Source organism: Bradyrhizobium sp. 155 (genome assembly GCF_023101105.1).
Classification (GTDB): Bacteria; Pseudomonadota; Alphaproteobacteria; order Rhizobiales; family Xanthobacteraceae; genus Bradyrhizobium; species Bradyrhizobium canariense_D.
Window position 1 is genome coordinate 3,184,342 of sequence record NZ_CP064704.1, and the last position, 21,875, is coordinate 3,206,216.

20 protein-coding genes, 1 tRNA gene and 1 pseudogene are annotated in these 21,875 nt (G+C 64.5%); 17 read left to right on the forward strand and 5 right to left on the reverse strand.

Features of this window, described 5'->3' with window-relative positions; all coding sequences use genetic code 11:
• Positions 1 to 86 precede the first annotated feature (86 nt).
• Positions 87 to 785, reverse strand: coding sequence for a winged helix-turn-helix domain-containing protein (locus IVA93_RS15485; protein WP_018456488.1), 699 nt, complete (start codon positions 783 to 785; stop codon positions 87 to 89).
• A gap of 165 nt (positions 786 to 950) precedes the next feature.
• On the opposite strand from IVA93_RS15485, the gene IVA93_RS15490 reads away from it, so the two are divergent.
• The 3 genes from IVA93_RS15490 to IVA93_RS15500 are packed head-to-tail and all read left to right on the forward strand — an operon-like array spanning position 951 to position 2,508.
• Positions 951 to 1,259, forward strand: a complete 309-nt coding sequence (locus IVA93_RS15490) for an NIPSNAP family protein (RefSeq protein WP_007603076.1) — start codon at positions 951 to 953, stop codon at positions 1,257 to 1,259.
• 37 nt (positions 1,260 to 1,296) lie between these two features.
• Positions 1,297 to 1,647 (forward strand): antibiotic biosynthesis monooxygenase family protein, encoded by a 351-nt coding sequence (locus IVA93_RS15495; RefSeq protein ID WP_018456489.1) that lies wholly within the window; start codon positions 1,297 to 1,299, stop codon positions 1,645 to 1,647.
• Positions 1,648 to 1,698: 51 nt separating this feature from the next.
• The gene (locus IVA93_RS15500; RefSeq protein WP_085384241.1) at positions 1,699 to 2,508 is read left to right on the forward strand and encodes an isocitrate lyase/PEP mutase family protein; all 810 of its coding nucleotides are present in this window, start codon (positions 1,699 to 1,701) and stop codon (positions 2,506 to 2,508) included.
• 57 nt (positions 2,509 to 2,565) lie between these two features.
• Here IVA93_RS15500 and IVA93_RS15505 read toward each other — a convergent pair whose 3' ends face one another.
• On the reverse strand, positions 2,566 to 2,958 hold the full coding sequence (locus IVA93_RS15505) for a hypothetical protein (protein WP_018456491.1): 393 nt from the start codon (positions 2,956 to 2,958) through the stop codon (positions 2,566 to 2,568).
• A 164-nt stretch (positions 2,959 to 3,122) separates the two neighbouring features.
• Between IVA93_RS15505 and IVA93_RS15510 the strand changes: the two genes are divergently transcribed.
• On the forward strand, positions 3,123 to 3,776 hold the full coding sequence (locus IVA93_RS15510) for a trimeric intracellular cation channel family protein (protein WP_085351305.1): 654 nt from the start codon (positions 3,123 to 3,125) through the stop codon (positions 3,774 to 3,776).
• Position 3,777: 1 nt separating this feature from the next.
• Here the strand turns inward: IVA93_RS15510 and IVA93_RS15515 are convergent, their stop codons facing one another.
• A complete protein-coding gene (locus IVA93_RS15515) occupies positions 3,778 to 5,004 on the reverse strand; it encodes a c-type cytochrome (RefSeq protein ID WP_018456493.1) in 1,227 nt (408 codons plus the stop codon).
• A 280-nt stretch (positions 5,005 to 5,284) separates the two neighbouring features.
• Here IVA93_RS15515 and IVA93_RS15520 point away from each other — a divergent pair, with 280 nt between their 5' ends.
• From IVA93_RS15520 to IVA93_RS15560, 9 genes are all read left to right on the forward strand, one after another.
• Positions 5,285 to 8,776, forward strand: a complete 3,492-nt coding sequence (locus IVA93_RS15520; RefSeq protein ID WP_247370520.1) for an indolepyruvate ferredoxin oxidoreductase family protein — start codon at positions 5,285 to 5,287, stop codon at positions 8,774 to 8,776.
• 404 nt (positions 8,777 to 9,180) lie between these two features.
• The gene (locus IVA93_RS15525; protein WP_247789845.1) at positions 9,181 to 10,338 is read left to right on the forward strand and encodes a thiolase family protein; all 1,158 of its coding nucleotides are present in this window, start codon (positions 9,181 to 9,183) and stop codon (positions 10,336 to 10,338) included.
• Positions 10,338 to 10,727, forward strand: coding sequence for a Zn-ribbon domain-containing OB-fold protein (locus IVA93_RS15530; RefSeq protein WP_085360844.1), 390 nt, complete (start codon positions 10,338 to 10,340; stop codon positions 10,725 to 10,727). The genes IVA93_RS15525 and IVA93_RS15530 overlap by 1 nt, the downstream gene beginning before the upstream one ends.
• Before the next feature lie 208 nt (positions 10,728 to 10,935).
• A complete protein-coding gene (locus IVA93_RS15535) occupies positions 10,936 to 11,796 on the forward strand; it encodes a MaoC family dehydratase (protein WP_247370524.1) in 861 nt (286 codons plus the stop codon).
• Between the two features lie 150 nt (positions 11,797 to 11,946).
• A complete protein-coding gene (locus IVA93_RS15540) occupies positions 11,947 to 12,825 on the forward strand; it encodes an SDR family oxidoreductase (RefSeq protein ID WP_018455294.1) in 879 nt (292 codons plus the stop codon).
• Between the two features lie 73 nt (positions 12,826 to 12,898).
• On the forward strand, positions 12,899 to 13,852 hold the full coding sequence (locus tag IVA93_RS15545) for a dihydrodipicolinate synthase family protein (protein ID WP_247541022.1): 954 nt from the start codon (positions 12,899 to 12,901) through the stop codon (positions 13,850 to 13,852).
• 4 nt (positions 13,853 to 13,856) lie between these two features.
• On the forward strand, positions 13,857 to 14,672 hold the full coding sequence (locus IVA93_RS15550; protein WP_085384247.1) for an NUDIX hydrolase: 816 nt from the start codon (positions 13,857 to 13,859) through the stop codon (positions 14,670 to 14,672).
• Positions 14,673 to 14,751: 79 nt separating this feature from the next.
• Positions 14,752 to 15,678, forward strand: coding sequence for a DMT family transporter (locus IVA93_RS15555; protein ID WP_247370529.1), 927 nt, complete (start codon positions 14,752 to 14,754; stop codon positions 15,676 to 15,678).
• A 124-nt stretch (positions 15,679 to 15,802) separates the two neighbouring features.
• Complete coding sequence (locus IVA93_RS15560) at positions 15,803 to 18,490, forward strand: PAS domain S-box protein (protein ID WP_247370531.1); 2,688 nt, start codon at positions 15,803 to 15,805, stop codon at positions 18,488 to 18,490.
• A 100-nt stretch (positions 18,491 to 18,590) separates the two neighbouring features.
• On the opposite strand, the gene IVA93_RS15565 is transcribed toward IVA93_RS15560, so the two are convergent.
• A complete protein-coding gene (locus tag IVA93_RS15565) occupies positions 18,591 to 18,941 on the reverse strand; it encodes a GrlR family regulatory protein (protein WP_085395594.1) in 351 nt (116 codons plus the stop codon).
• 257 nt (positions 18,942 to 19,198) lie between these two features.
• Here IVA93_RS15565 and IVA93_RS15570 point away from each other — a divergent pair.
• Positions 19,199 to 19,689, forward strand: a pseudogene (locus IVA93_RS15570) (hypothetical protein).
• 45 nt (positions 19,690 to 19,734) lie between these two features.
• Here IVA93_RS15570 and IVA93_RS15575 read toward each other — a convergent pair.
• On the reverse strand, positions 19,735 to 20,118 hold the full coding sequence (locus tag IVA93_RS15575; RefSeq protein WP_018455287.1) for a VOC family protein: 384 nt from the start codon (positions 20,116 to 20,118) through the stop codon (positions 19,735 to 19,737).
• Positions 20,119 to 20,298: 180 nt separating this feature from the next.
• Between IVA93_RS15575 and IVA93_RS15580 the strand changes: the two genes are divergently transcribed.
• The 3 genes from IVA93_RS15580 (at position 20,299) to IVA93_RS15590 (ending at position 21,787) form a co-directional block, all read left to right on the forward strand.
• Positions 20,299 to 20,868 (forward strand): hypothetical protein, encoded by a 570-nt coding sequence (locus IVA93_RS15580; RefSeq protein ID WP_018455286.1) that lies wholly within the window; start codon positions 20,299 to 20,301, stop codon positions 20,866 to 20,868.
• A gap of 159 nt (positions 20,869 to 21,027) precedes the next feature.
• Positions 21,028 to 21,558 carry a hypothetical protein gene (locus IVA93_RS15585; RefSeq protein ID WP_085351315.1) on the forward strand — a complete coding sequence of 177 codons (531 nt, stop codon included), beginning with the start codon at positions 21,028 to 21,030 and terminating at the stop codon, positions 21,556 to 21,558.
• Between the two features lie 152 nt (positions 21,559 to 21,710).
• Positions 21,711 to 21,787 (forward strand) — tRNA-Arg (locus tag IVA93_RS15590).
• Positions 21,788 to 21,875: the final 88 nt, after the last annotated feature.

Here is a 21,875-nt window from a genome sequence, read left to right on the forward strand (position 1 = left end):
GTGGTGCCACGCAAACTGCACTAAAGACGTGGATAGCCGGGTCAAGCCCGGCCATGACGACGAGAGACGCTTACACGCGCTTGTGTTCAGTCCTTCGCAGTCCCGAACAACGCGGCAAACTGCTTCTCGCCGGTGCGCGTAAAATTCACCACGCGGCTGCCGGGCGTGGCGTCGCGGGCAGCCCATTTCAGCTCGGCGAAACGCTGCATCATGGCGGCGCCCAGCGTGCCCGCGAGATGGTGACGCCGCTCGCTCCAGTCGAGGCAGGCCTTGCAGACCGGCCGGCGGGGATGGGCGAGCATGTCGGGCGAGATCTGCAAATGCTTCGCCAGGAAGCGCTCGCCCTCGGCCGTCAGCTCGATCTCCTGCTTCTTCTGCCTGACCAGGTTTTGCGCGCGGAGGGTGTCGAGCATCTGCACGCCGAGATCGCCGGCGAGATGGTCGTAGCAGATCCGGGCACGCCGCAGCGCCGGATCCTTCGGCCCGGTGCGCACGCGCATATGGCCGGTCCGCGCGGCGAGGCCCGCAAGCCCCTCCAGCACCCCGGCGACATCGTCGTCAGTGAGGCGGTAGTAGCGGTGGCGGCCCTGCTTCTCCGGCTCGATCAGGCCACCGGCCTCGAGCTTGGAAAGATGCGAGCTCGCGGTCTGCGGCGTGATGCCGGCCTCCTGCGCCAGCTCGCTCGCGGTGAGCGCGCGGCCGTTCATCAGCGCCGTGAGCATGTTGGCGCGTGCGGGATCGCCGACGAGCGAGGCGATCATGGCGATGTCGGGACCTGATTTCATGCTTCGATGGTAGCCGAAGCATTGCGGTCGGGCAAGCGCGTAGCGTGGGGTTGTTCGTCATTGCGAGGCGCGAAGCGACGACGCAATCCAGGCTGCCTCCGCAGAGGGATTCCTGGATTGCTTCGCTGCGCTCGCAATGGCGGTGTGGAACCAGAGGAGCCCATCATGTCCGTCACCGTCTTCATCCGCTACCAGCTCGATCCCTTCAAGCGCGCGCAGTTCGAGGAGTATTCGAAGCGCTGGCTCACCATCATCCCGAAATGCGGCGGCGATCTGATCGGCTATTTCATGCCGCACGAGGGCACCAACAACATCGCGTTTGCGCTGATTACCTTCGAGAGTCTGGCTGCGTATGAGGCCTATCGCGCCCGGCTGCGTCAGGATACGGAAGGCATGGCCAACTTCCACTTCGCCGAGGAGCACAAATTCATCCTCGCGGAAGAGCGCACGTTTCTGCGCCAAGTGGTTTTGTAAGTGCTATCGTAGGCCATCAACGACAGGAGAGACGCCCATGATCGCCGTGATCTTCGAGGTCTGGCCGAAGCCGGAACACCGCCAGGATTATTTCGACCTCGCGGCCGACCTCAAGCCGATCCTGCAAACCATCGACGGCTTCATCTCGGTCGAGCGTTTCGAAAGCCTGACCGAGAAGGGCAAGATCTTATCGGTGTCGTTCTGGCGGGACGAGGCGGCCGTGCAAGCCTGGCGCAACACGATGGAGCATCGCCGCACCCAGGCCAAGGGCCGCGCGAAAATCTTCGCCGATTATCACTTGCGTATCGCCAGCGTCATCCGTGACTACAGCATGAATGATCGCGAGCAGGCGCCGAAGGACAGCCGCGCGGTGCACGACGCGCACTAGCGCTCGTGGCGGCACGTCCCCATCTCTGCGCGGCCAACAAGGGAGAGAAACATGCACGTGACAACTGCTGACAAGCGCGCGGCCTTCAGGAAGCTGCACGAGAGCGGCTGCTTCATCCTGCCCAATCCGGTCGACGTCGGCAGCGCGAAAGCGTTGCAGCATCTCGGTTTCAAGGCACTCGCGTCGTCGAGTGCGGGCTTTGCCTGGACCATCGGCAAAGCCGACAACCACGTCACCGTCGAGGACGTCTGTCAGCATCTGGCGGCATTGAGCACGTCGGTCGACATCCCCGTGAACGCTGATTTCGAGGGCGGCTTTGCGGTCGAGCCGGACAAGGTCGCGGAGAATGTCGAGCGCTGTGTGCGCACCGGCGTTGCCGGCCTGTCGATCGAGGATTCCACCGGCGACAAGGACAAGCCGATCTACGAGCGCGCGCTCGCAGTCGAGCGCATCAAGGCATCGCGCAAGGCGATCGGCGATAGCGGCGTGCTGCTGGTCGGCCGCTGCGAGGCCTATCTGTGGGGCGTGACCGACCTCAAGTTGGTCATCGACCGGCTGACGGCCTACGCAGATGCTGGCGCCGATTGCCTTTACGCGCCGGGCCTGAAGAGCCGCGAGGACATCGCCGCGGTGGTGAAGGCTGTCGCACCCAAACCGTTCAACCTGTTGATCGGCGGCTCCGGGCTGTCATTGCAGGAAGCTGCCGATCTTGGCGTGCGCCGGATCAGCGTCGGCGGTTCACTCGCTCGCGCCGCCTGGGGCGGCTTCATGCGGGCCGCGAAGGAAATGGCGGAGAAGGGGACCTTCGCGGAGCTGGCGAGCGGCTATCCCGGCGGCGAGCTCAACAAGATGTTCAGCTAAGACAAACGAAAGCGGCGGGATCTGAATCCCGCCGCTGTTGCATATTGTTGCAATTCGTTACTTCGCGCCGTCAGCGGGTGCCGGCGTATCCGGGGCCGCCTTGCTCGGCGCGGCGCCCGTGGTCACGCCCGGCCCGGTATTGGTGCGCGGCGTCACGTCGCGCATGCCGGGAGGTGCGGCCGGATTGGTGGCCGGTGCCTGCTGCGCTGTCTGCGTCGCCGGCGTGGTGCTGGCCTGGTTGCTGGTGCCGGTGTTGTTCAGGCCGTAGAATACGGCACCCAGCACCAAGGCGATTGCCACTGCGAACAGGGCTACTTTGCCGCTGGAGGCGGGGCCTTCGCCAAGCTCCGGGTCGACCTGAAGCTGGGCATCCCGTCGCGCCGCATTGCGATACTCATCATCGGCGAGATTCGGGCGGTACGGATCGTTGATAAAACGGTCGTCAGCCATCGATTGGTTCTCCTCGATTATTGCGGCGGGACAACCCGTGGATGCGAGATTCTGTTCCGCCCTCCTTAATGCTTTCGTCGCATGTTGCGCCCGCGGCGGGAATCGGGAACCTGTTCGCTGGGGAACCTGACGCGTAAGCTCCGCTGACGGAAGGGAACAAAGCGATGTGGAGCTTGCCGCCGAGCGATTATAGCGTGCTGCATCTGTTGTCGCTGGTTGCGGTCGCGGCGCAAGGCATGACCGCCGCGCTCGCTGCCGGCCGCCGCAGCATGGATTGGCTCGGCGTCTGCTTCCTCGGCTGCATCACGGCGCTCGGCGGCGGCACCTTGCGCGATCTCTTCCTGGGGCATTATCCGTTGGCCTGGGTGCAGAACCCCATCTACCTCGCACTGGCCGGAGGCGCCGCCTTCCTCACCATCCTGATGGCGCGCCTGGTGCACCGGCTGAAACTGGCCTTCATCGTGCTCGATGCCATCGGCCTCGTCGTCTTCACCATGACCGGCTGCGACATCGCCTGGCAGATGGATGCCACGCTGCCGATCGTCATCGTCTCCGGCATGGTGACCGGTTGCGCCGGCGGCGTGTTGCGCGACGTGCTCTGCAACGACGTGCCGCTGCTGTTCCGCTCCGAGCTCTACGCCAGCGTCTCGGTGGTGACGGGATTGTTCTATGCCACCGCGTTCGGTCTTAAGCTGAACGCCGAGCTCTGGACCATTTTGACATTCGTCCTCGGCATCAGCTTCCGCCTGCTGGCGGTGCGCTACAAATGGGAGATGCCGAAATTCGTCTTCACGGAAGAGGAGGAGCGGGAGCCTTGAGCTACGGCTCCTGCTTCCGCGCCCTCGCCACCTGCGCCGGCGTCACCAGCGGCGCGGCGTTGCCCCAGGAATTGCGGATGTAGTTCGTCACCGCCGCGATCTCTGCGTCGGACAGCTGGTTGGAATAGGCCGGCATCTCCCCGGTGTTGGGCGCGCGCGGGGTCGTCACGGTGTGGGCGCCGTCGAGGATGATGCGCAAGGTCGAGGACGGATTGACCGATTGCAGCAGCGCGTTGGCAGGCAGCGGCGGATAGATGCGCGGTGCGCCGGATCCGTCGGCCTCGTGGCAGGCGATGCAGAACTTGGCGTAGATGGCCTGGCCGGCCTTCATCTCGGCATCGTCAGGCGGCGTCACGATCGTCTCACGCCGTGCCGGCGGCAGGTTCTTCAGGTAAACCGCGATCGCGCGCACGTCGGCATCGCTCATCTTCGAAGTCGAATTGACGACCACCTCCGCCATCAGCCCGCTGGCATGGCTCCTGGCGTTGCGCCCGCTCTGAAGATATTCCGTGATGTCTTCGACACTCCACGATTTCAGCCCGGTGCGGGCGGCGCCATCGAGCCGTGGCGCGTACCAGCCGCCCACCTCGTTGCCCGCGAGGGCCTGCGCCTGCTTGTCCGCGCCAAAATAGTTCTTCGGCGTATGGCAGGCGCCGCAATGACCGAGCCCGGTGACGAGATAGCCGCCCCGATTCCACGCCGCGCTCTGGCTCTGGTCCGGTTCGAACAGGCCGGGTTTGAAATAGACCATGTTCCAGATCCGCATCAGGCCGCGATAGCCAAACGGCCAGCGTAGTTCCGGCGGCTTGTTGCGGCTGGTGACGGCCGCGAGCGTTCCGAGATAGGCCCGGATCGCCAGCGTGTCGTCCTTCGTCATCCGCGTGAAATAGGGGTAGGGGAACGCCGGGTAATAGTTGGAGCCGTCTGGGGCGACACCGGTGCGCACGGCGCGAGTGAAATCGGTGTCGGTCCAGGCGCCGATGCCGGTGTCGCGGTCCGGCGTCAGGTTCGGGGCATAGATCGCGCCGAATGGTGTGTCGATGCGCTTTCCGCCCGCGAACGGTTTGGCGGGATCGGCGGTGTGGCAGCCGGCACAGTCGCCGGCCTCCACCAGCGACTTGCCGTAGGCGATCAGCTCCGGTGACGGCTCGGCGGCGCCGGCCGCGCTCGCAACCGCACTGCACAACGCCAGGCCCACGAGAGCCAGGCCAGTGAGAATCGTCCGCATCGAAAGCCTCTCCTGCGACCCATCGACGCCGTCCCGGATGACGGGGCGTCAATTCGTTGCGCGACGGCGGGGGTATGGTGACACAAAATGAAAATCGCGGATGCCAATGCAGCCACGAAATTGCGATTTTTACCCGGCGCTCCCTTTGGTCCAGAATTGTGATGCGGAGCGTGAAATATCCGACATAGAGTGGCGGAAATGGTCGGCGCGCCCTAGCTAAAAACAACGGGCAGGCAACGGCTTAAGCAGCCAAGCGCTCAAAAGGGCGGAAGAGGACATAATGGGCATCAACCAGGGTCCGATCAGTCTCGATCAGAAATACACCCAGGACACCGGACATATTTTCACGACGGGCATTCAGGCCCTGGTCCGGCTGCCGATGGCCCAGATCCGGCGCGACCGTGCCGCGGGATTGAACACCGCCGGCTTCATCTCCGGCTATCGCGGCTCGCCGCTCGGCGGCTATGACCAGCAGCTCTTCGCCGCGCGCAAGCATCTCGAGCAGTACAACATCAAGTTCCAGCCCGGCGTGAACGAGGATCTGGCCGCGACCGCGGTCTGGGGCTCGCAGCAGCTCAACCTCTCGCCGGGCGCCAAGTATGACGGCGTGGTCGGCATCTGGTACGGCAAGGGCCCCGGTGTCGATCGCTGCGGCGACGTCTTCCGCCACGGCAATGCCGCGGGCTCCGCCAAGAACGGCGGCGTCTTGTGTCTCGCCGGCGACGACCACGGCGCAAAATCCTCGACGGTCCCGCATCAATCCGACCACGCCTTCATGTCGGCGCTGATGCCCTATCTCTACCCGTCGAGCGTACACGAGATGATCGAGATGGGTCTTCTGGGTATCGCGATGTCGCGCTACTCGGGCTGCTGGGTCGGCATGAAGGTGATCACGGAGACGGTGGAGACCACCGCCGAGATCGACCTCACCGACGAGATGACGCCGTTCGTGATCCCGACCGATTTCGAGATGCCCGAAGGCGGCCTCAATCTGCGCTGGCCCGACGACCGCTTCGCCCAGGACCGCCGCCTGCAGGACTACAAGGGCTTTGCCGCGATCGCCTTTGCACGCGCCAACAAGGTCAATCGCGTCACCATGGACTCGCCCAACGCCCGCTACGGCATCATGGCGTCCGGCAAGAGCTACGAGGATATCCGTCAGGCGCTGCGCGAGCTCGGGATCACGCCCGAGGTCGCCGCCAAGATCGGACTTCGATTGTACAAGATCGGCATGCCGTGGCCTCTGGAGCCGGAAGGCGTCAGGCAATTCGCTGTAGGACTCGAGGAAATCTTCATCATCGAAGAGCGCCGCGAGATCGTCGAGAACCAAGTGAAGCAGGAGCTGTTCAACTGGCGCGACGATGTCCGTCCCCGCATTATCGGCAAGATGGACGATCACGACAAGCGCTTCCTTCCCTTTGCCGAAGAACTCAGCGTCGCCTCGCTGGCGAGCTCGCTGACCGAGCGGCTGCTTCGACTTGATCTCAATCCCGAAATTGCAACGATGCTGCGCGCCAAGGCCGATTGGTTCAACGGCCGCCAGGCGTCGCAAATGCAGGCGACCGCGCCTGTCGCCCGCACCCCGTATTTCTGCTCCGGCTGCCCGCACAACACCTCGACCAAGGTGCCCGAAGGCAGTCGCGCCTTTGCCGGCATCGGGTGCCACTTCATGGCACTGTGGATGGATCGCTCCACCGAGACCTTCACCCACATGGGCGGCGAGGGTGTGCCGTGGGTCGGCGTTGCCCCCTTCACAAAGGAAGAGCACGTCTTCGCCAATCTCGGCGACGGCACGTATTTCCACTCCGGCAGCCTCGCGATCCGCCAGGCGATCGCCTCCGGCGCCAACATCACCTATAAGATCCTCTACAACGACGCGACCGCGATGACCGGCGGCCAGCATGTCGACGGGGAATTGTCGCCGCAGCAGATCACCTTCCAGCTACACAGCGAAGGCATCCGCGAGATCTATCTGGTCTCAGAAGATCCCGACGCCTATCCGGCGAACGAGATCGCGCCCGGCGTCAAGACCGCGCATCGTGACGAACTCGACGCGGTCCAGAAGACCCTGCGGAAAGTCAAGGGCGCGTCCGCGATCGTGTTCGTGCAGACTTGCGCCGCCGAGAAGCGGCGCCGCCGCAAGCGCGGCACGATGGAGGATCCGGCGCGCCGTGTGCTGATCAATCCCGCGGTGTGTGAAGGCTGCGGCGATTGCTCGGTGCAATCGAACTGCATTTCGGTCGAGCCGCTCGAGACCGAGTTCGGCCGCAAGCGCGCCATCAACCAGTCGACCTGCAACAAGGATTATTCCTGCGTCAAAGGCTTTTGTCCGTCCTTCGTCACCGTCGACGGCGGCAAGATGCGCAAGCGCGCGCCGGCGGGCGTCGGCGATATCGGCGATCTGCCCGAGCCGGCATCGCGCCCCAACCTGGACAAGCCCTACAACATCGCTGTCGGCGGCGTCGGCGGGACCGGCGTGCTGACCATCGGCGCGCTGCTCGGCATGGCCGCCCATATCGAGGGCAAGGCCTCGATGATCCTCGATATGTCGGGCCTGGCGCAAAAGGGTGGGGCGGTGCTGAGCCACGTCCGCCTGTCCGATCATCCGGCAGAGGTGACCTGCTCGCGCATCGTCACGGGCACGGCCGATGTCGTGCTCGCCGCCGATGAGGTGGTCGCGGTTGCCAAGGACACCATCTCGCTCTGCGACAGCAGCCGCACCCGCGGCATCATCAACAGCCACGTCATTCCCACCGCCGACTTCGTCCTCAACCGCGATTTCAACTTCCAGACCCGCAAGCTGAACGGGTTGCTGGAAACCGCGCTGCACAAGGACTCGGTATTCTTCGACTTCACCAAGCCGGCCGAACAGCTGCTCGGCGACAGCATCGCCACCAACATGATGATGATGGGCTACGCCTATCAGAAGGGCCTCTTGCCGTTGTCAGCGGAGTCGATCGAGCAGGCGATCGAGGTCAACGGCGTCTCGATCAAGATGAACAAGGAAGCCTTCCGCCTCGGCCGCCTCGCGGTCGCTGATCCCGCACGGCTTGCCGGCATGCTGAAGGGAACGGATGAGGTCGTTGCGCCCAAGTCCCTGGACGCAATGACGCTCGACGAGGTCATCGAGCATCGCACCAGGCATCTCACGGCGTACCAGAACGGCCGCCTCGCGAAACGCTACCGCAAGCTGGTCGATCAGGTCAGCGACGTCGCCAAGCAGGGCGGCTATGACGAGGCGCTGACCCGCGCCGTTGCGGTCAACTACGCCAAGCTGCTGGCCTACAAGGACGAATACGAGGTCGCGCGCCTCTACACCGATGGCGCGTTCGAAAAGCAGCTCCGCGACCAGTTCGAAGCCGACTTCAAGTTCAACTTCAACCTGGCCCCGCCCATTCTGAGCAGGGGCGTCGATGCGCTCGGCCGCCCGAAGAAGCGCGCCTTCGGCCCGTGGATGCTTCCGGTGTTCCGCGTGCTGGCAAAATTCAAGTTCCTGCGCGGCACGCCGCTCGACATCTTCGGTCGCAGTGCCGACCGCAAGCTCGAGCGCGATCTGATCGCCGGCTACGAGAAGGACGTCGCCACCGTGCTCGGCCTGCTGTCGCCGCTGACGATCGATACCGCGGTGGAGCTGCTCTCGCTGCCCGACCGCATCCGCGGCTACGGCCCGGTGAAGGAGAAGGCCGTAGCAGACGCCAAGGCCCGCTACGCCCAGCTCGCCGCCGACCTCGCGAACCCGCCGCCGGCGCCGAGGCAGATCGCGGCGGAGTAGAATTTTCGTGGGGTGGACTCGCTAATCCACCCTGCAAATTCCTGTTTGAAATCAACCACCGTTCTACTGTGCATGGGGTTGTTTTCGCGAAAAAACATTTTTCGATAAAACGAAATCCCTTGTGCCGTCGGGCAAAACAGCTTTAGGGTTCTGCCCGTCGTTCCCATCATTGCGAGCGCAGCGAAGCAATTCCAGAGTGCGTCCGTGGAAAGATTCCTGGATTGCTTCGCTGCGCTCGCAACGACGACTGCGGCAGCAGGGCCTTCCACCGCACCTCGGATGATGCGGCGGCCATTTGCGCCAGCCCGCTGCCCTCTCGCCCGACGGAATATTTCCGCGCTTGCCAACAGGGCGGCAGCGGTTCAGAAAAAACCGGAAGTGAGAAACGCCAGCGGAGACCTTATTTGACCATCAAGGGCAAGGCCTACATTGCCGGGATCTACGAACACCCGACCCGGCACGCGCCGGACAAATCCACCGCGCAACTCCATGCCGAGGTCGCCAAGGGCGCGATCGAGGATGCCGGGCTCAGCAAGGACGATGTCGACGGCTATTTCTGCGCGGGCGACGCCCCGGGCGGCGCCTGGCCGATGGTTGATTATCTCGGGCTGAACACCAAAAAACTGCGCCATGTCGATTCCACCGAGACCGGCGGCTGTTCCTACATCATCCATCTCGGCCATGCCGCTGAAGCGATCGCCGCGGGCAAGTGCTCGATCGCGCTGATCACGCTGGCCGGCAAGCCGCGCACCGGGCCGATGCCGCCGCGCGCGGCGGGCACCGAGGCCGATTTCGAGACGGCTTACGGCGCGACCACGCACAATGCCTATGGCATGTGTGCCATGCGCCACATGCACGACTATGGCACCACCAGCGAGCAGCTCGCCTGGATCAAGGTCGCGGCCTCGCACCATGCGCAATACAATCCGCATGCGATGCTCAAGGACGTCGTGACCGTCGAGGACGTCCTGAACTCGCCGATGATCTCTGATCCCTTGCATCGCATGGATTGCTGCGTGGTCTCCGACGGCGGCGGCGCGCTAATCGTGACCACGCCTGAAATCGCCAAGAGCCTGAAGAAGCCTCTGGTCAAGCTGATCGGACATGGCGAGGCGATGAAGGGCCCGCGCGGCGGCAAGGATCTCGACCTCACATACTCCGCCGGCATCTGGTCCGGCCCGCGTGCCTTCGAGGAAGCCGGCATCACGCCGAAGGACATCAAATACGCCTCGATCTACGACAGCTTCACCATCACCGTCCTGATGCAGCTCGAAGACCTCGGCTTCTGCAAGAAAGGTGAGGGCGGCAAGTTCGTCGCCGACGGCAATCTGATCTCGGGCGTCGGCAAGCTGCCGTTCAACACCGATGGCGGTGGCCTCTGCAGCAACCATCCCGTCAATCGCGGCGGCATGACCAAGATCCTCGAGGCCGTGCGGCAACTGCGCGGCGAGGCGCATCCGAAGGTGCAGGTCAAGAATTGCGATCTCGCCATCGCCCACGGCACCGGCGGGCTTTTGGGTGTTCGCCACGCCGCCTCGACGGCCATTCTGGAGCGCGTGTGATGAGCGAAGCCAAGAAATATCCGGCCCCGGTGACGAACCCTGAGACAGCCGCGTTCTGGGATGCGGCCAAAGAGGGCAGGTTCATGATCAAGCGCTGCACCGCGTGCGGCGAGGCGCACTATTTCCCGCGTGCGATCTGCCCGTTCTGCTACTCCGACAAGACGGTGTGGGAGGAGTCTTCGGGCGAGGGTACGATCTACACCTACAGCTTGATGCGGAAGTCGCCGACCGGCCCTTACGCGATCGGCTACGTCACGCTGAAGGAAGGCCCATCGCTCCAGACCAATTTCGTCGATTGCGATTTGACGACGTTGAAGATCGGCCAGAAGGTGAAGGTGGTGTTCAAGCCGACCGACGGCGCGCCATTGCCGTTCTTTACGCCGGCGTAGTCGCTTTCTTCCCTTCTCCCCTTGCGGGAGAAGGTGGCGCGAAGCGCCGGATGAGGGGTCTCTCTCCACCGAGAGATTGTTCGATGCGGAGCGAACCCCTCACCCAAACGAGTTTGTTGCGACCACCTTGGAGCCCTCTCCCGCAAGGGGAGAGGGCGCATCAATGGGCGCCGCCATTCGCTGAAACTGCCGGGAGGAAACAACAAAAATGTCCGCCAGATACGACGAACTCAAAGGCCTCAAAAACCTCGGCCAGAAATATGCCTACACCGACCGCGAAGTGATGCTCTATGCCTACGGCATTGGGCTTGGCGCCGATCCGATGGACGAGAACGAGCTCGCCTTCGTCAACGAGGGCACGCTGACGCCGCGACCGCTCAAGGTGGTGCCGACTTTTGCATCCGTCGCCGCGTGGGGCGCGGGGCCTGGCGAGATGAACCTCAACCGCGTGATGGTGGTGGACGGCGAGCGCGACATCACCTTCCACCAGCCACTACCGGTCGCCGCGCACATCACCGCCGATTCCTCCGTGGTCGAAGTCTACGACAAGGGCAAGGACAAGGGCGTGGTCATCAGCCATCAGACCGTGCTCAAGAACGAGAAGGGCGAGAAGCTGGCAACTCTGGTCGCCTCCCGCTTCGCCCGCGGCGACGGCGGCTTTGGCGGGCCGAACCTGACCCAGCCGGATCCGCACAAGAGCCCGTCCCGCGCACCCGACACGAGCATCGACATCGTGACGCGTCCCGACCAGGCGCTGGTCTATCGTCTCTGCGGCGATCGCAACCCGCTGCACTCCGACCCTGAGTTCGCGAAGAAGGCCGGCTTCCCACGTCCGATCCTGCACGGCATGTGCACGTACGGCATCACCTGCCGCGGCGTGCTCCAGACCTATGCCGATTACGACGCTTCCGCCTTCCGCCAGCACGTCGCGCGGTTCTCCTCGCCGGTCTATCCCGGCGAGACCGTGACCATGGACCTCTGGAAGGACGGCAGCGTGATCTCGTTCGAAGCCAAGGTAAAGTCGCGCGGCGTCACTGTGATCAAGAACGGCAAGACGGTGCTGGGGTGATGATGCAGCTCGACGCGCTCTGAGTTATTTCGTCATGCCCGGGCTTGTCCCGGGCATCCACGTTCTTCGCGCGGTTGGCGATCAAGTTCGTGGATGGCCGGGACAGGCCCGGCCATGACGGAGCAAAAGAACAAAACAGGGAGAGCCACCATGGGACTACTCGACGGCAAGGTTGCGCTGATCACCGGCGCGGGCGGGGGGCTCGGTGAGGCCTACGCAAAGCTGTTCGCGCGGGAAGGGGCCTCCGTCGTCGTCAACGACCTCGGTGGGCCCCGTGACGGCTCCGGCGCCGACACATCGATGGCGCAGCTCGTGGTGGATGCGATCAAGGCCGAAGGCGGCAAGGCGGTCGCCAACGGCGCCGACATCTCCACCATGGAAGGCGGCCAGTCGGTGTTCGACGACGCCATCAAGCATTTCGGCCGCGCCGACATCCTCGTCAACAATGCCGGCATTCTGCGCGACCAGACCTTCGCCAAGGCGTCTGAGTCCGACTGGGACAAGGTCATCAAGGTGCATCTGAAGGGCACCTTTTGTTGCACCATGCCGGTATTTCGCTGGATGCGGGAAAATGGCGGCGGCGTCATCGTCAACACCTCCTCGACCTCGGGCCTGATCGGCAATTTCGGTCAGAGCAATTACGGCGCGGCCAAGGGCGGCATCTGGGGCCTGTCCAACGTGCTGGCGATCGAGGGCCGCAAATACAACATCCGGATTTGGACGCTTGCGCCGGGCGCGCTGACCCGCATGACCGCAGACCTGCCCCGCTATAAGGAGAACCCCGGTGCGGCGCTGGGGCCGGACGGCATCGCGCCGGCCGTGCTATACATGGTCAGCGACTTGTCCGGCGACCAGACCGGTAAGGTGCTGGGCGTGTCCGGGCCCCGCGGCGTGCGCGAGATGCGGATGATGGAAATGGACGGCTGGAAGCCGCCGCACACGGGCTGGAAGGCCCAGGACATCGCCGATCATGCCAAGGAGATCTTCTTCTCCGAAGAGCAGATCAAGATGGGGGCGCGGCGGTTTTAGCTACACCGTCATTCCGGGGCGCGACGAAGTCGCGAGCCCGGAATGACGACAGACGATAGGACAGAGAGAACCAATGAAACTCACCGCCGACGCCAAGGGCACCTTCGCAATCGCGCCGACGCCGTTCCACGATGACGGCCGGATCGACGAGCGCTCGATCGACCGCCTGACCGATTTCTACGAGGAGGTCGGCTGCGACGGCGTCACTGTGCTGGGCATCCTCGGTGAGGCCCCGAAGCTCGATGCCGCCGAGGCCGAACAGGTGGCGGTACGCTTCGTCAAGCGCGCCAAGAAGATGCAGGTGATCGTCGGCGTCTCCGCGCCGGGCTTTGCCACCATGCGCTCGCTGGCGAAGGCCTCGATGGATGCGGGCGCGGCCGGCGTCATGATCGCGCCGCCGCCGTCGTTGCGGACCGACGACCAGATCATCGGCTATTACAAGCAGGCGGCCGAGGCCATCGGCCCCGACGTGCCCTGGGTGCTCCAGGACTATCCGCTGACCTTGTCGGTGGTGTTCACCCCGGCCGTGATCCGCAAGATCGTCACCGACAATCCGAACTGCGTGATGCTCAAGCACGAGGACTGGCCGGGGCTGGAAAAGATCTCGACGCTGCGCAATTTCCAGAAGGACGGCTCGCTGCGGCCGCTTTCGATCCTCTGCGGCAATGGCGGGCTCTTTCTGGACTTCGAGATGGAGCGCGGCGCCGACGGCGCCATGACCGGCTATGCCTTCCCCGAACTCCTGATCGACGTCGTGCGGCTTTCGAAGGAAGGCAAGCGCGACGCCGCCCATGATCTGTTCGACGCACATCTGCCGCTGATCCGCTACGAGCAGCAGCCCGGCGCGGGCCTCGCCGTGCGCAAATACGTGCTGCAGAAGCGCGGCATCATCGCCTCCAGCGCCCAGCGCAAGCCCGGCGCCACCATCACGCCGGCGGCGAAGGCAGAGGTCGAGTACCTGCTGTCGCGCGTCGCCCGCGTCGACAGGCGCGCCAATCTCGGCCCGCAATCCAGCGCCGCAGGTTAATCGAATGGCCGAGGCATCAGCATCACGCCCTGCGTCGACGATCCTCCTGCTGCGCGACGGCGCGAAGGTCGACGGCAAGAGCCGCGACGAAATCGAAGTCTTCATGATGGTCCGCCATCATCAGATCGAGTTCAATTCGGGCGCGCTGGTGTTTCCTGGTGGCAGCGTCGATGCCGGCGATCAGGAGATCGTCAAGCGCTCCGACTTGTATTCAGGCGGCGAGGGCCTGAGCGAAGCGGATCGCGGCTTTCGGATCGCCGCGATCCGTGAGACCTTTGAGGAAAGCGGCATCCTTCTGGCGCGCTCGAAGGATTCGGGCACGCCTGTTGACGCCAGGCGCGCTGGCGAGATCGCCGATGCGCATCGCGTCGCGCTCAACGAGCACAAGATCAGCTTCCTGAGCATTCTGGCCGACAACGGCCTCCAGCTCGCGCTCGATACGCTCGTGCCTTACGCGCACTGGATCACGCCGGAGGGCATGCCAAAACGTTTCGACACCTGGTTCTTCCTTGCGGCAGCACCGCCCGACCAGCTCGGCGCGCATGATGGCCGGGAGTCGACCGACTCGATCTGGGTCTCGCCGCGCGAGGCGGTTGAGGGCGGCGAGAGCGGCCGCTTTAAGCTGCCGTTCCCGACAACGCGCAATTTGATCCGGCTCGCCAAGCAGGGCAGCGTGAGCGCAGCGCTCGAGCACGCCCGCGGCATGTCCGTCGTGACGGTGATGCCTGTCATGACCAAGACCGAAACCGGCCGTCAGCTCCGCATTCCCCGCGAGGCCGGCTATGACGGCGAGGTGTTCGAAGTCGGGGCGATCGGCTAGGACACTTCGACACAAAGCGAAGTATCTGCGATGGCAGGTGCGCTAGGTTCCGTCCCTGACAACGGGACGGGCGCGCAATATGGACATCCGGCAGAACAATCGGCAGGACAACAATATCGCCGTCGAGCTGGCGCTGCTCCTCGCGCTCGCGACGCTCTGGGGTGGCTCCTACACCTTCATCAAGCTCGGCGTCGCCACCATTCCGCCGATCACGCTGATCGCGGCGCGCACAACGATTGCGGTCCTGCTGCTGCTCGCGATCATGTGGGCGCGGGGCATCAGGCTGCCGACGGATGCCGCGACCTGGCGACGCTTCGCCTTCCAGGCCGTGCTCAATAGCGTGATCCCCTGGACATTGATCGCCTGGGGCGAGCGCCACGTCGATGCCGCACTTGCGACCATCCTCAACTCGGCCGGCCCGATCTTCACCTTCCTGCTCACGGCCGTTGTGACGCGTCACGAGGCGACGACACCGCGAAAGCTGGTCGGGGTGGTCGCTGGTATGGCCGGCATCCTGCTGATCGTCGGCGTCGATGCCTTCCATAATGTTGGAAGCGGCCTCGTCGCGGAGGCCGCGATCGTTGCCGCCACCATCTGCTACGCCTGCGCCGCGATCTTCGGTCGCGGCTTCAAGGGCCTCGATCCCATGGCGCCCGCGGCCGGCTCGTTGCTGGCGGGGGCGGCGGCGCTGCTCCCGGCCTCGCTCATCGTCGAGCAGCCCTGGACGCTGTCGCCCTCGCTGAGTTCCGTGCTGGCGCTGCTCGCGCTGGCGACCTTCTCGACGGCCGCGGCCTTCGTGATCTATTTCCGCCTGATCCAGACCCTGGGCTCGGTCGGCACCACCGCGCAGGCCTATCTCCGCGTGCCGATCGGGGTTGCCATCAGCGTCGCCTTCCTCGGCGAGAGCCTGAGCCGGACCGCCTGGATCGGCCTTGCCTGCGTCGTCCTCGGCGTCGCCGCCATGACCATCCCGGCGCGGCGGCCGGCCGACGTCAAAACGTCATAAAACCGGGGCCAAGGAGGCCGGCAGGGCTTCAACATTAAGGATATTCGGCGGCCAGACGCATGTTCCCCCGGGACTGCAATACGTCGTATATTGGAGCTCCAATGGCCCGGTCCACACATCACCAATGTCCGCCGAATTGACGCCGACCCCTGAGAAAAAGCGAACATTCTCGCTCTCCATCGGCCAGCTCACGTTCGGCAGCTTCCTTCTGGTGCTGGCGGTGATCATCGTCACCTCGACCGCGAGCGTGATCGCGATCCGGCACATCGACACGACCTTCGCCGAGCTGCAGCGGCTGCAGAGCGTCGGCGACCTCGCCGAGGACATCGACCGCCGCATGAACGAGCTGCGGCTCGCCGCGCGCGACTTCGTCACCGACCCTGGCGCCGGCATCCAGTTCAAGCAGGTGGGCGAGGCGGCTTCGACGCTCAGTGACATCCTGAAGAAGACCCGCATCGAGCTCGTGCCCGAGCAGCAGGATATGATCGACGGCGTCAGCGAGCGGCTTGCGACTTATCGCAGCGGCCTGGAGCGGATCTCGACCTTGATCGACCGCCGCGCCCAGCTGCTTGCCGGGCTGCCGCCGCTCCGCGACCAGTTCGACGCAGCTGTCTCCGGCACTGCGGACCGAGAGCTGGCGTCCCGCCTGTCGGAAGCGCAGAGCCGGATCGCGCTTGGGTTGCTTGCGCGCAACCCGTCCGCGGCCGAGCAGGCGGCGCAGAGCATGCGGGCGATGGGCGTCACTGATCCCAAGCTCAGATCCGCGGTCAACGAGTACGCCGAGGCGATCATCGCGGTCGCGGTCCGTGAACGGCAGATCGCCGACATCGACCGCGAGGTGCTGGGAACCGAGGGTCGGCTGATCGGCCGCGTCACCGAATTGCTGCGCGAGGTCAGCGCCCGGCGCGGTCACGTGCTGTCGCGCGACTTTGCCCGCACGCTGACGGAGGCGCGCTGGCAGAGCATCGTGCTCGGTACCATCGGTGTGCTGATCGGCATTCTCGCGGCCGGCTTCGTGGTGCGGCGGACGGTCCGTCCGCTCGCCCAGATCGCGCGGTCGATCCGCGCGCTCGCAGCCGGCGAGAAGAACACCTCGATCCCGTCCGCCGACCTCGACAACGAGATCGGCGACATCGCGCGGGCGGCCGAAGTGTTCCGCCGTGCGCTGGAGGAAGCCGACACGGCACGCGAGGCGGCGGTGCGCGCACTGACCGAGCAACGCCTTGCCGAAGAGAGCTACCGGAAACTGTTCGAGGGCTCGGTCGACGGCATCTATGTCACGACGCCGGCCGGCGACCTCCTCAACGCCAATCCGGCGCTGGCGCGGATGATGGGCTATGACAGCCCCAAAGACCTCATCGACAGCATCAACGACATCGCCCACACCATCTACGTCAATCCCGAGGCTCGCGTCGAATATCAGCGGCTGATGGCACGCGACGGCATGGTGCGCGAGTTCGAATACCAGGTGCGCCAGCGCGGCGGCGACATCCTGTGGCTGTCCGACAGTGCCACCGGCGTCCGCGACGAGGCGGGCAACATCGTCCGCTATGAGGGCACGCTGCGCGACATTACCGACCAGAAGCGCGCGGAAGACGCCATTGCCGAAGGACGGCGCCTGCTCCAGCAGGTCATCGACACCGTGCCAGCGGTCATCAACGTCAAGGACCGCGACCTGCGCTACGTGCTGATGAACCGTTACATGGCCGGCATCTTCGGAATCGAGCCCGGCGATGCGCTCGGCCGCACCACGGCCGACCTGATGTCGCGCTACGGCGCGGCCAAGTCCGACGAGAGCGACAAGCGCGTGCTGACGCTGCGAAAGGGCCTCGGCTTCTACGAAGAGGAGTACATTGATTCTTCCGGCCACATGCGGCAATGGCTCGTCAACAAGCTGCCGTTGCTCGATGCCGAAGGCGAGATCGAGCGGATCGTCACCGTGGCGCTCGACATCGGCGAGCGCAAGCGCGGCGAGCAGGAGATGCGGAAAGCCAAGGAATCCGCCGAGACCGCGCTGCGCAATCTGCGCGAGACCCAGGCCTCGCTGATCGAGGCGGAGAAGCTGGCGGCGCTCGGGCGCCTCGTCGCCGGCGTCGCGCACGAGGTCAACAATCCCGTCGGCATCAGCCTCACGGTCGCCTCCGCGCTGGAGCGCAAGACCGCGATGTTTACCGCCGAAGTCGAACGCGGCGAGCTGCGCCGCTCCACGCTCAACGACTTTCTCCATACCAGCCGCGACGCGTCCTCGCAGCTCGTCGCCAATCTCAATCGCGCCGCGGAGCTGATCCAGTCGTTCAAGCAGGTCGCCGCCGACCGCAACTATTCGGACCAGCGCAGCTTCGATCTCGGTGACCTCACCGAGCAGGTGGTGATGAGTCTGCGGCCCGGCCTTCGCAAGCACAATCTGACGCTCAATGTCGAGTGCCAGCCTGATCTGACCATGAACAGCTATCCCGGACCCTACGGCCAGGTGCTGACCAATCTGTTTCTCAACGCGGTGGCGCACGCCTTCCCGGCCGGCCGGCCGGGGACCATCGACATCCAGGTGCGCGAGTCCGGCAAGGACAATGTCGAGATCATCTTCTCCGACAATGGCTGCGGCATGTCGCTCGACGTCCGCCGCCGTGCCTTCGATCCGTTCTTCACGACGCGGCGCGATCAGGGCGGCACCGGCCTCGGGCTGCACATCGTCTACAGCATCGTCACGAACAGGCTCGGCGGACGGCTCGATCTGGATTCCGAACCGGGCAGCGGCACACGTATCCAGATCATCCTGCCGCGCGTGGCGCCGCTCGAGCAGGCCGCGGAATAGCTCACGCGTTTTCGAGCGAAGTGGATGCCGGTCCGCGTGACGAAAATGCGTCGAAACAACAATTGAGAGCTTCAGTTCTGATTTAATCAGAACCGAAGCTCTAGTCGGCCTCTGCAAGCTTATGCAGCGTCGCGCCGAAAATCTGGCTGGCCTTTCCGACCAGCGCGGTGCCCGTCATGTCCCCGCGCGTCTCCGTGAACGTGCCGCTGAGGCCGATGCCGACCGCGGCAGGCCCGCCGAACAGCGGATTGTCGTCACCCCGCGGCGAGGTGTGACGCTGGACCAGCACCTCGCCCTTGAAGGTGTTGTCCTTCACCGTGTAGCTGCCGGTGTAATAGAGATAGGCGTCGCCGCCAAGAATCTTGCCGTCGCGAAAAAGAATCACGCCGCTGCCCTTGCCGACCCGACCATCGAGCAGGTTCACGTGAATCGAATAGAGGCCGTTCTTCATAACGTCCCGAGGCCGGCCGCCATCGCCCAATGGCGTAACCGGTGGTGCATTTATGCCAAAGGGCATGCGGCCACGCAACGCGGCAGTTTGGCCGCCGACCTTGCGAGCCTGCCCGTGAGCCGTAATTGCCCCGGCTTGTCTATGACACCGCCATGACGGTCTGATCATGAAGCGAGGCCAGTCGTTGCGAATCAAGTTGGACCGCGAAATGCATAACCATTGTTGCACTGGCCGCGGGGTGCTGGAGCAAGACAAACGTGAGCAACTGGATCGATTCCGGCGGCGAGAAGCCGCGTCTGTACAGTGTGCGTCCCACGATTTGCGAAACACGACAACGGCGGATCGGCGGCGCAGCACGCTGGCGAACCGTGGCGAACCTAGCATGCGTCTGATCGCACTCGCGGCCCCCTTCGGCCACGCGCGCGACCGCGGCCAGTTCGTCAACACCAATGCCGAATTGAAGGCCTGGTTCGACGGACTGCGAAGCGGCAAGGGGCCTTGTTGCTCCGATGCCGACGGCTCGGCGCTCTCGGACGCCGACTGGGACAGCAAGGACGGGCACTATCGGGTCCGCGTCCCGCGTTATGGCTACGTGATCGACGGCCGACCGCAGGAGCTCGTCTGGGTCGAGGTGCCCGAGGAGGCCGTGATCTCGGAGCCGAGCCGGGTGGGGCGCACCATGGTCTGGCCGATCTATGGCTACATGGGCGTCGCCGTCCGCTGCTTCATGCCCGGCAGCATGACGTGAGGCACGCCGGGCGGCAACGTCGCCCGGTGAGCGGCGCGCGCCGTGTCAGGTATATTTCTTGTCGCGCTCGAGCAGCTCGATGGAGATGCCTTCGGGGCCGCGGATGAAGCAGATGCGCACGCCGGGGCGGATCGTGGTCGGTTCGCGCGTGAAAGTGACGCCCTTGGCCTTGAGCTCGGCGGCGACGGCGTCGATGTCCTTCACCGTGAGACCGAAATGGTCGAGGCCTTGATGCGGGTGCGGCGGCGGCGGGTTGACCGCATTGTCGCCCTCGAGGGGCGCAATGAAGATCCTTGCGCCGCCGAGATTCACGTCGATCCGTCCGGGCGCTTGCACGATCTCGCCACCGAGGATGTCCCGCAGCCAGGCCGCCGTGGCCTCCGGATCGGGGCTGCGCAGATGGACGTGATCCCAAGTGACGACTGGCATTTCGTGTTCTCCCGACGGATCTTGATGTTGCAGCGCATGTTAGCGGGCTCGGCCCGTGACCGCCACCGCTCTTGCCGACTCGGCAGCTGCGCGGGAACCTTGGTTCGCCTTCCGGATTAAGGTAAGCAGTGGCCGAATCCGTTGTCGAAACGTGCTTCCGCTGCGATCGGTGAGGCAACCATGAGCGCTGGGTTTGACCGCATCGGGTTAGGGCGTTTCGCCGGGACCGGCGAACGACTGGCGCGGGCGGTGACGATCGCGAGCGTTTCATTTGGGCGAGGCCTGCTGTGGCTGTTGGCGGCCATCATCGTCGGTTGCGGCATCTGGATGCTGCTCCCCGTCTCCAGAGGCAACAGTGCCGAACCGGTGAGGTCTGACGTGGCAGCCGTCGAGACGGCGCCTTCGCGCGATGCGGTCGCCGTGTCGCCGGCCTCCGAAGCTCAGATTCCGACAATGGCAGAACTCGGCCGGATCAGGATTTCATCTCAGACCTGGCGCCGCGGCGGCCTTGGATCGAAGGCGCTGGTGACGCTCACGCTGCGCAACGACAACGACTATGCCGTAAAGGATGTCGAGATCGTCTGCGCTTTTGCGCGGCGTGATGGCAGTCATCTCACCGACCGCACCCGCGTTCTGGCGGATCCGGTCAGCATGAAGAGCCGCAAGACTTTTGCGCGCATTCCTGTCGGCTTCGTCAACGTGAATGCCGATCAGGCGAAGTGTTCGCTTGTGGCAGCACGCCGGACCTAAGGCCGGCAGTGCCGGGTAGCGGAAAAGTTACTGTCCTGGGGGTTGGCCGAAAAACTTGGTGTCGCCATTTGAACCGAACGGCTGGGCCAGGAACTAATTAAATGATCGCCTGTTAAGGCGGAGAGCCCACGCGGGGATGCGGCGGGCGGAGCGTGGCCAATGCCCATCTTTCGGTATTTCTTCTTTGTCGGTGGAGCCTTGCTCGCACTGCTGTTCGCGGCGAACTACGTTCTGCCGACTTCGCCTGTGACGCAGTCTATCGCAACCGCAAGCAACGAACAGCCGTTGATTCGGATCCGGTCCGATCGCCACCTGCCGGAGCGTGTCGTACTCGACACCAGTCAGCCGACGCTTGCCGCCCCTGCGGCGAAGATCGCCGCCGTCGCGGCTCCCCAGCCGCCCGTGGAGAGCATGTCACCCGCTTTGGCCGAGATATCAGCCAAGGCGCGGGTCCGCGAGACGTTCGCCCAATTCACGCCGGCCGCGAAGGCCGATACCGCTGCGGTCAAGAAGACCGAGGCCAAGACGCAAATTCAGCCGCAAGTTCAGGCGCAGGCCCAGCCTCCTCAGACCCCGGCGCAGCAGCCCAAGCGCAAGGTCGCCAGAACGCATCCGGTGCCGCAGCAAGGGCGGCCGATGATGGTGATGGCGCAGCAGCCGCATTTCGGCTTCTTCAACAGCACCTGGTGAGGGCGGGTCTGACCCGTCTCGAATCGAGGCCGGAAGGGCTTTTTATTGGCCGGCCTCTCTGCTAATTCGAACCCATCCGAACGTCGCCCGGCCTGCTGGCTCGCCAGCAGCTATCTGGGGCGTCTCGGTTACGGTCCAAGATCTGGGCCAGGGCGCTCGTAGCTCAGCTGGATAGAGCATCGGATTTCGATTCCGAGGGTCGGGAGTTCGAATCTCTCCGAGCGCGCCAGCAAAATCAATCACTTAGATATCCCTGGCTGCTTCCCGAATTTACCTCGGGAAACCGCCGGGAAACCAGTTTGTGCGTCAGGGAGCCA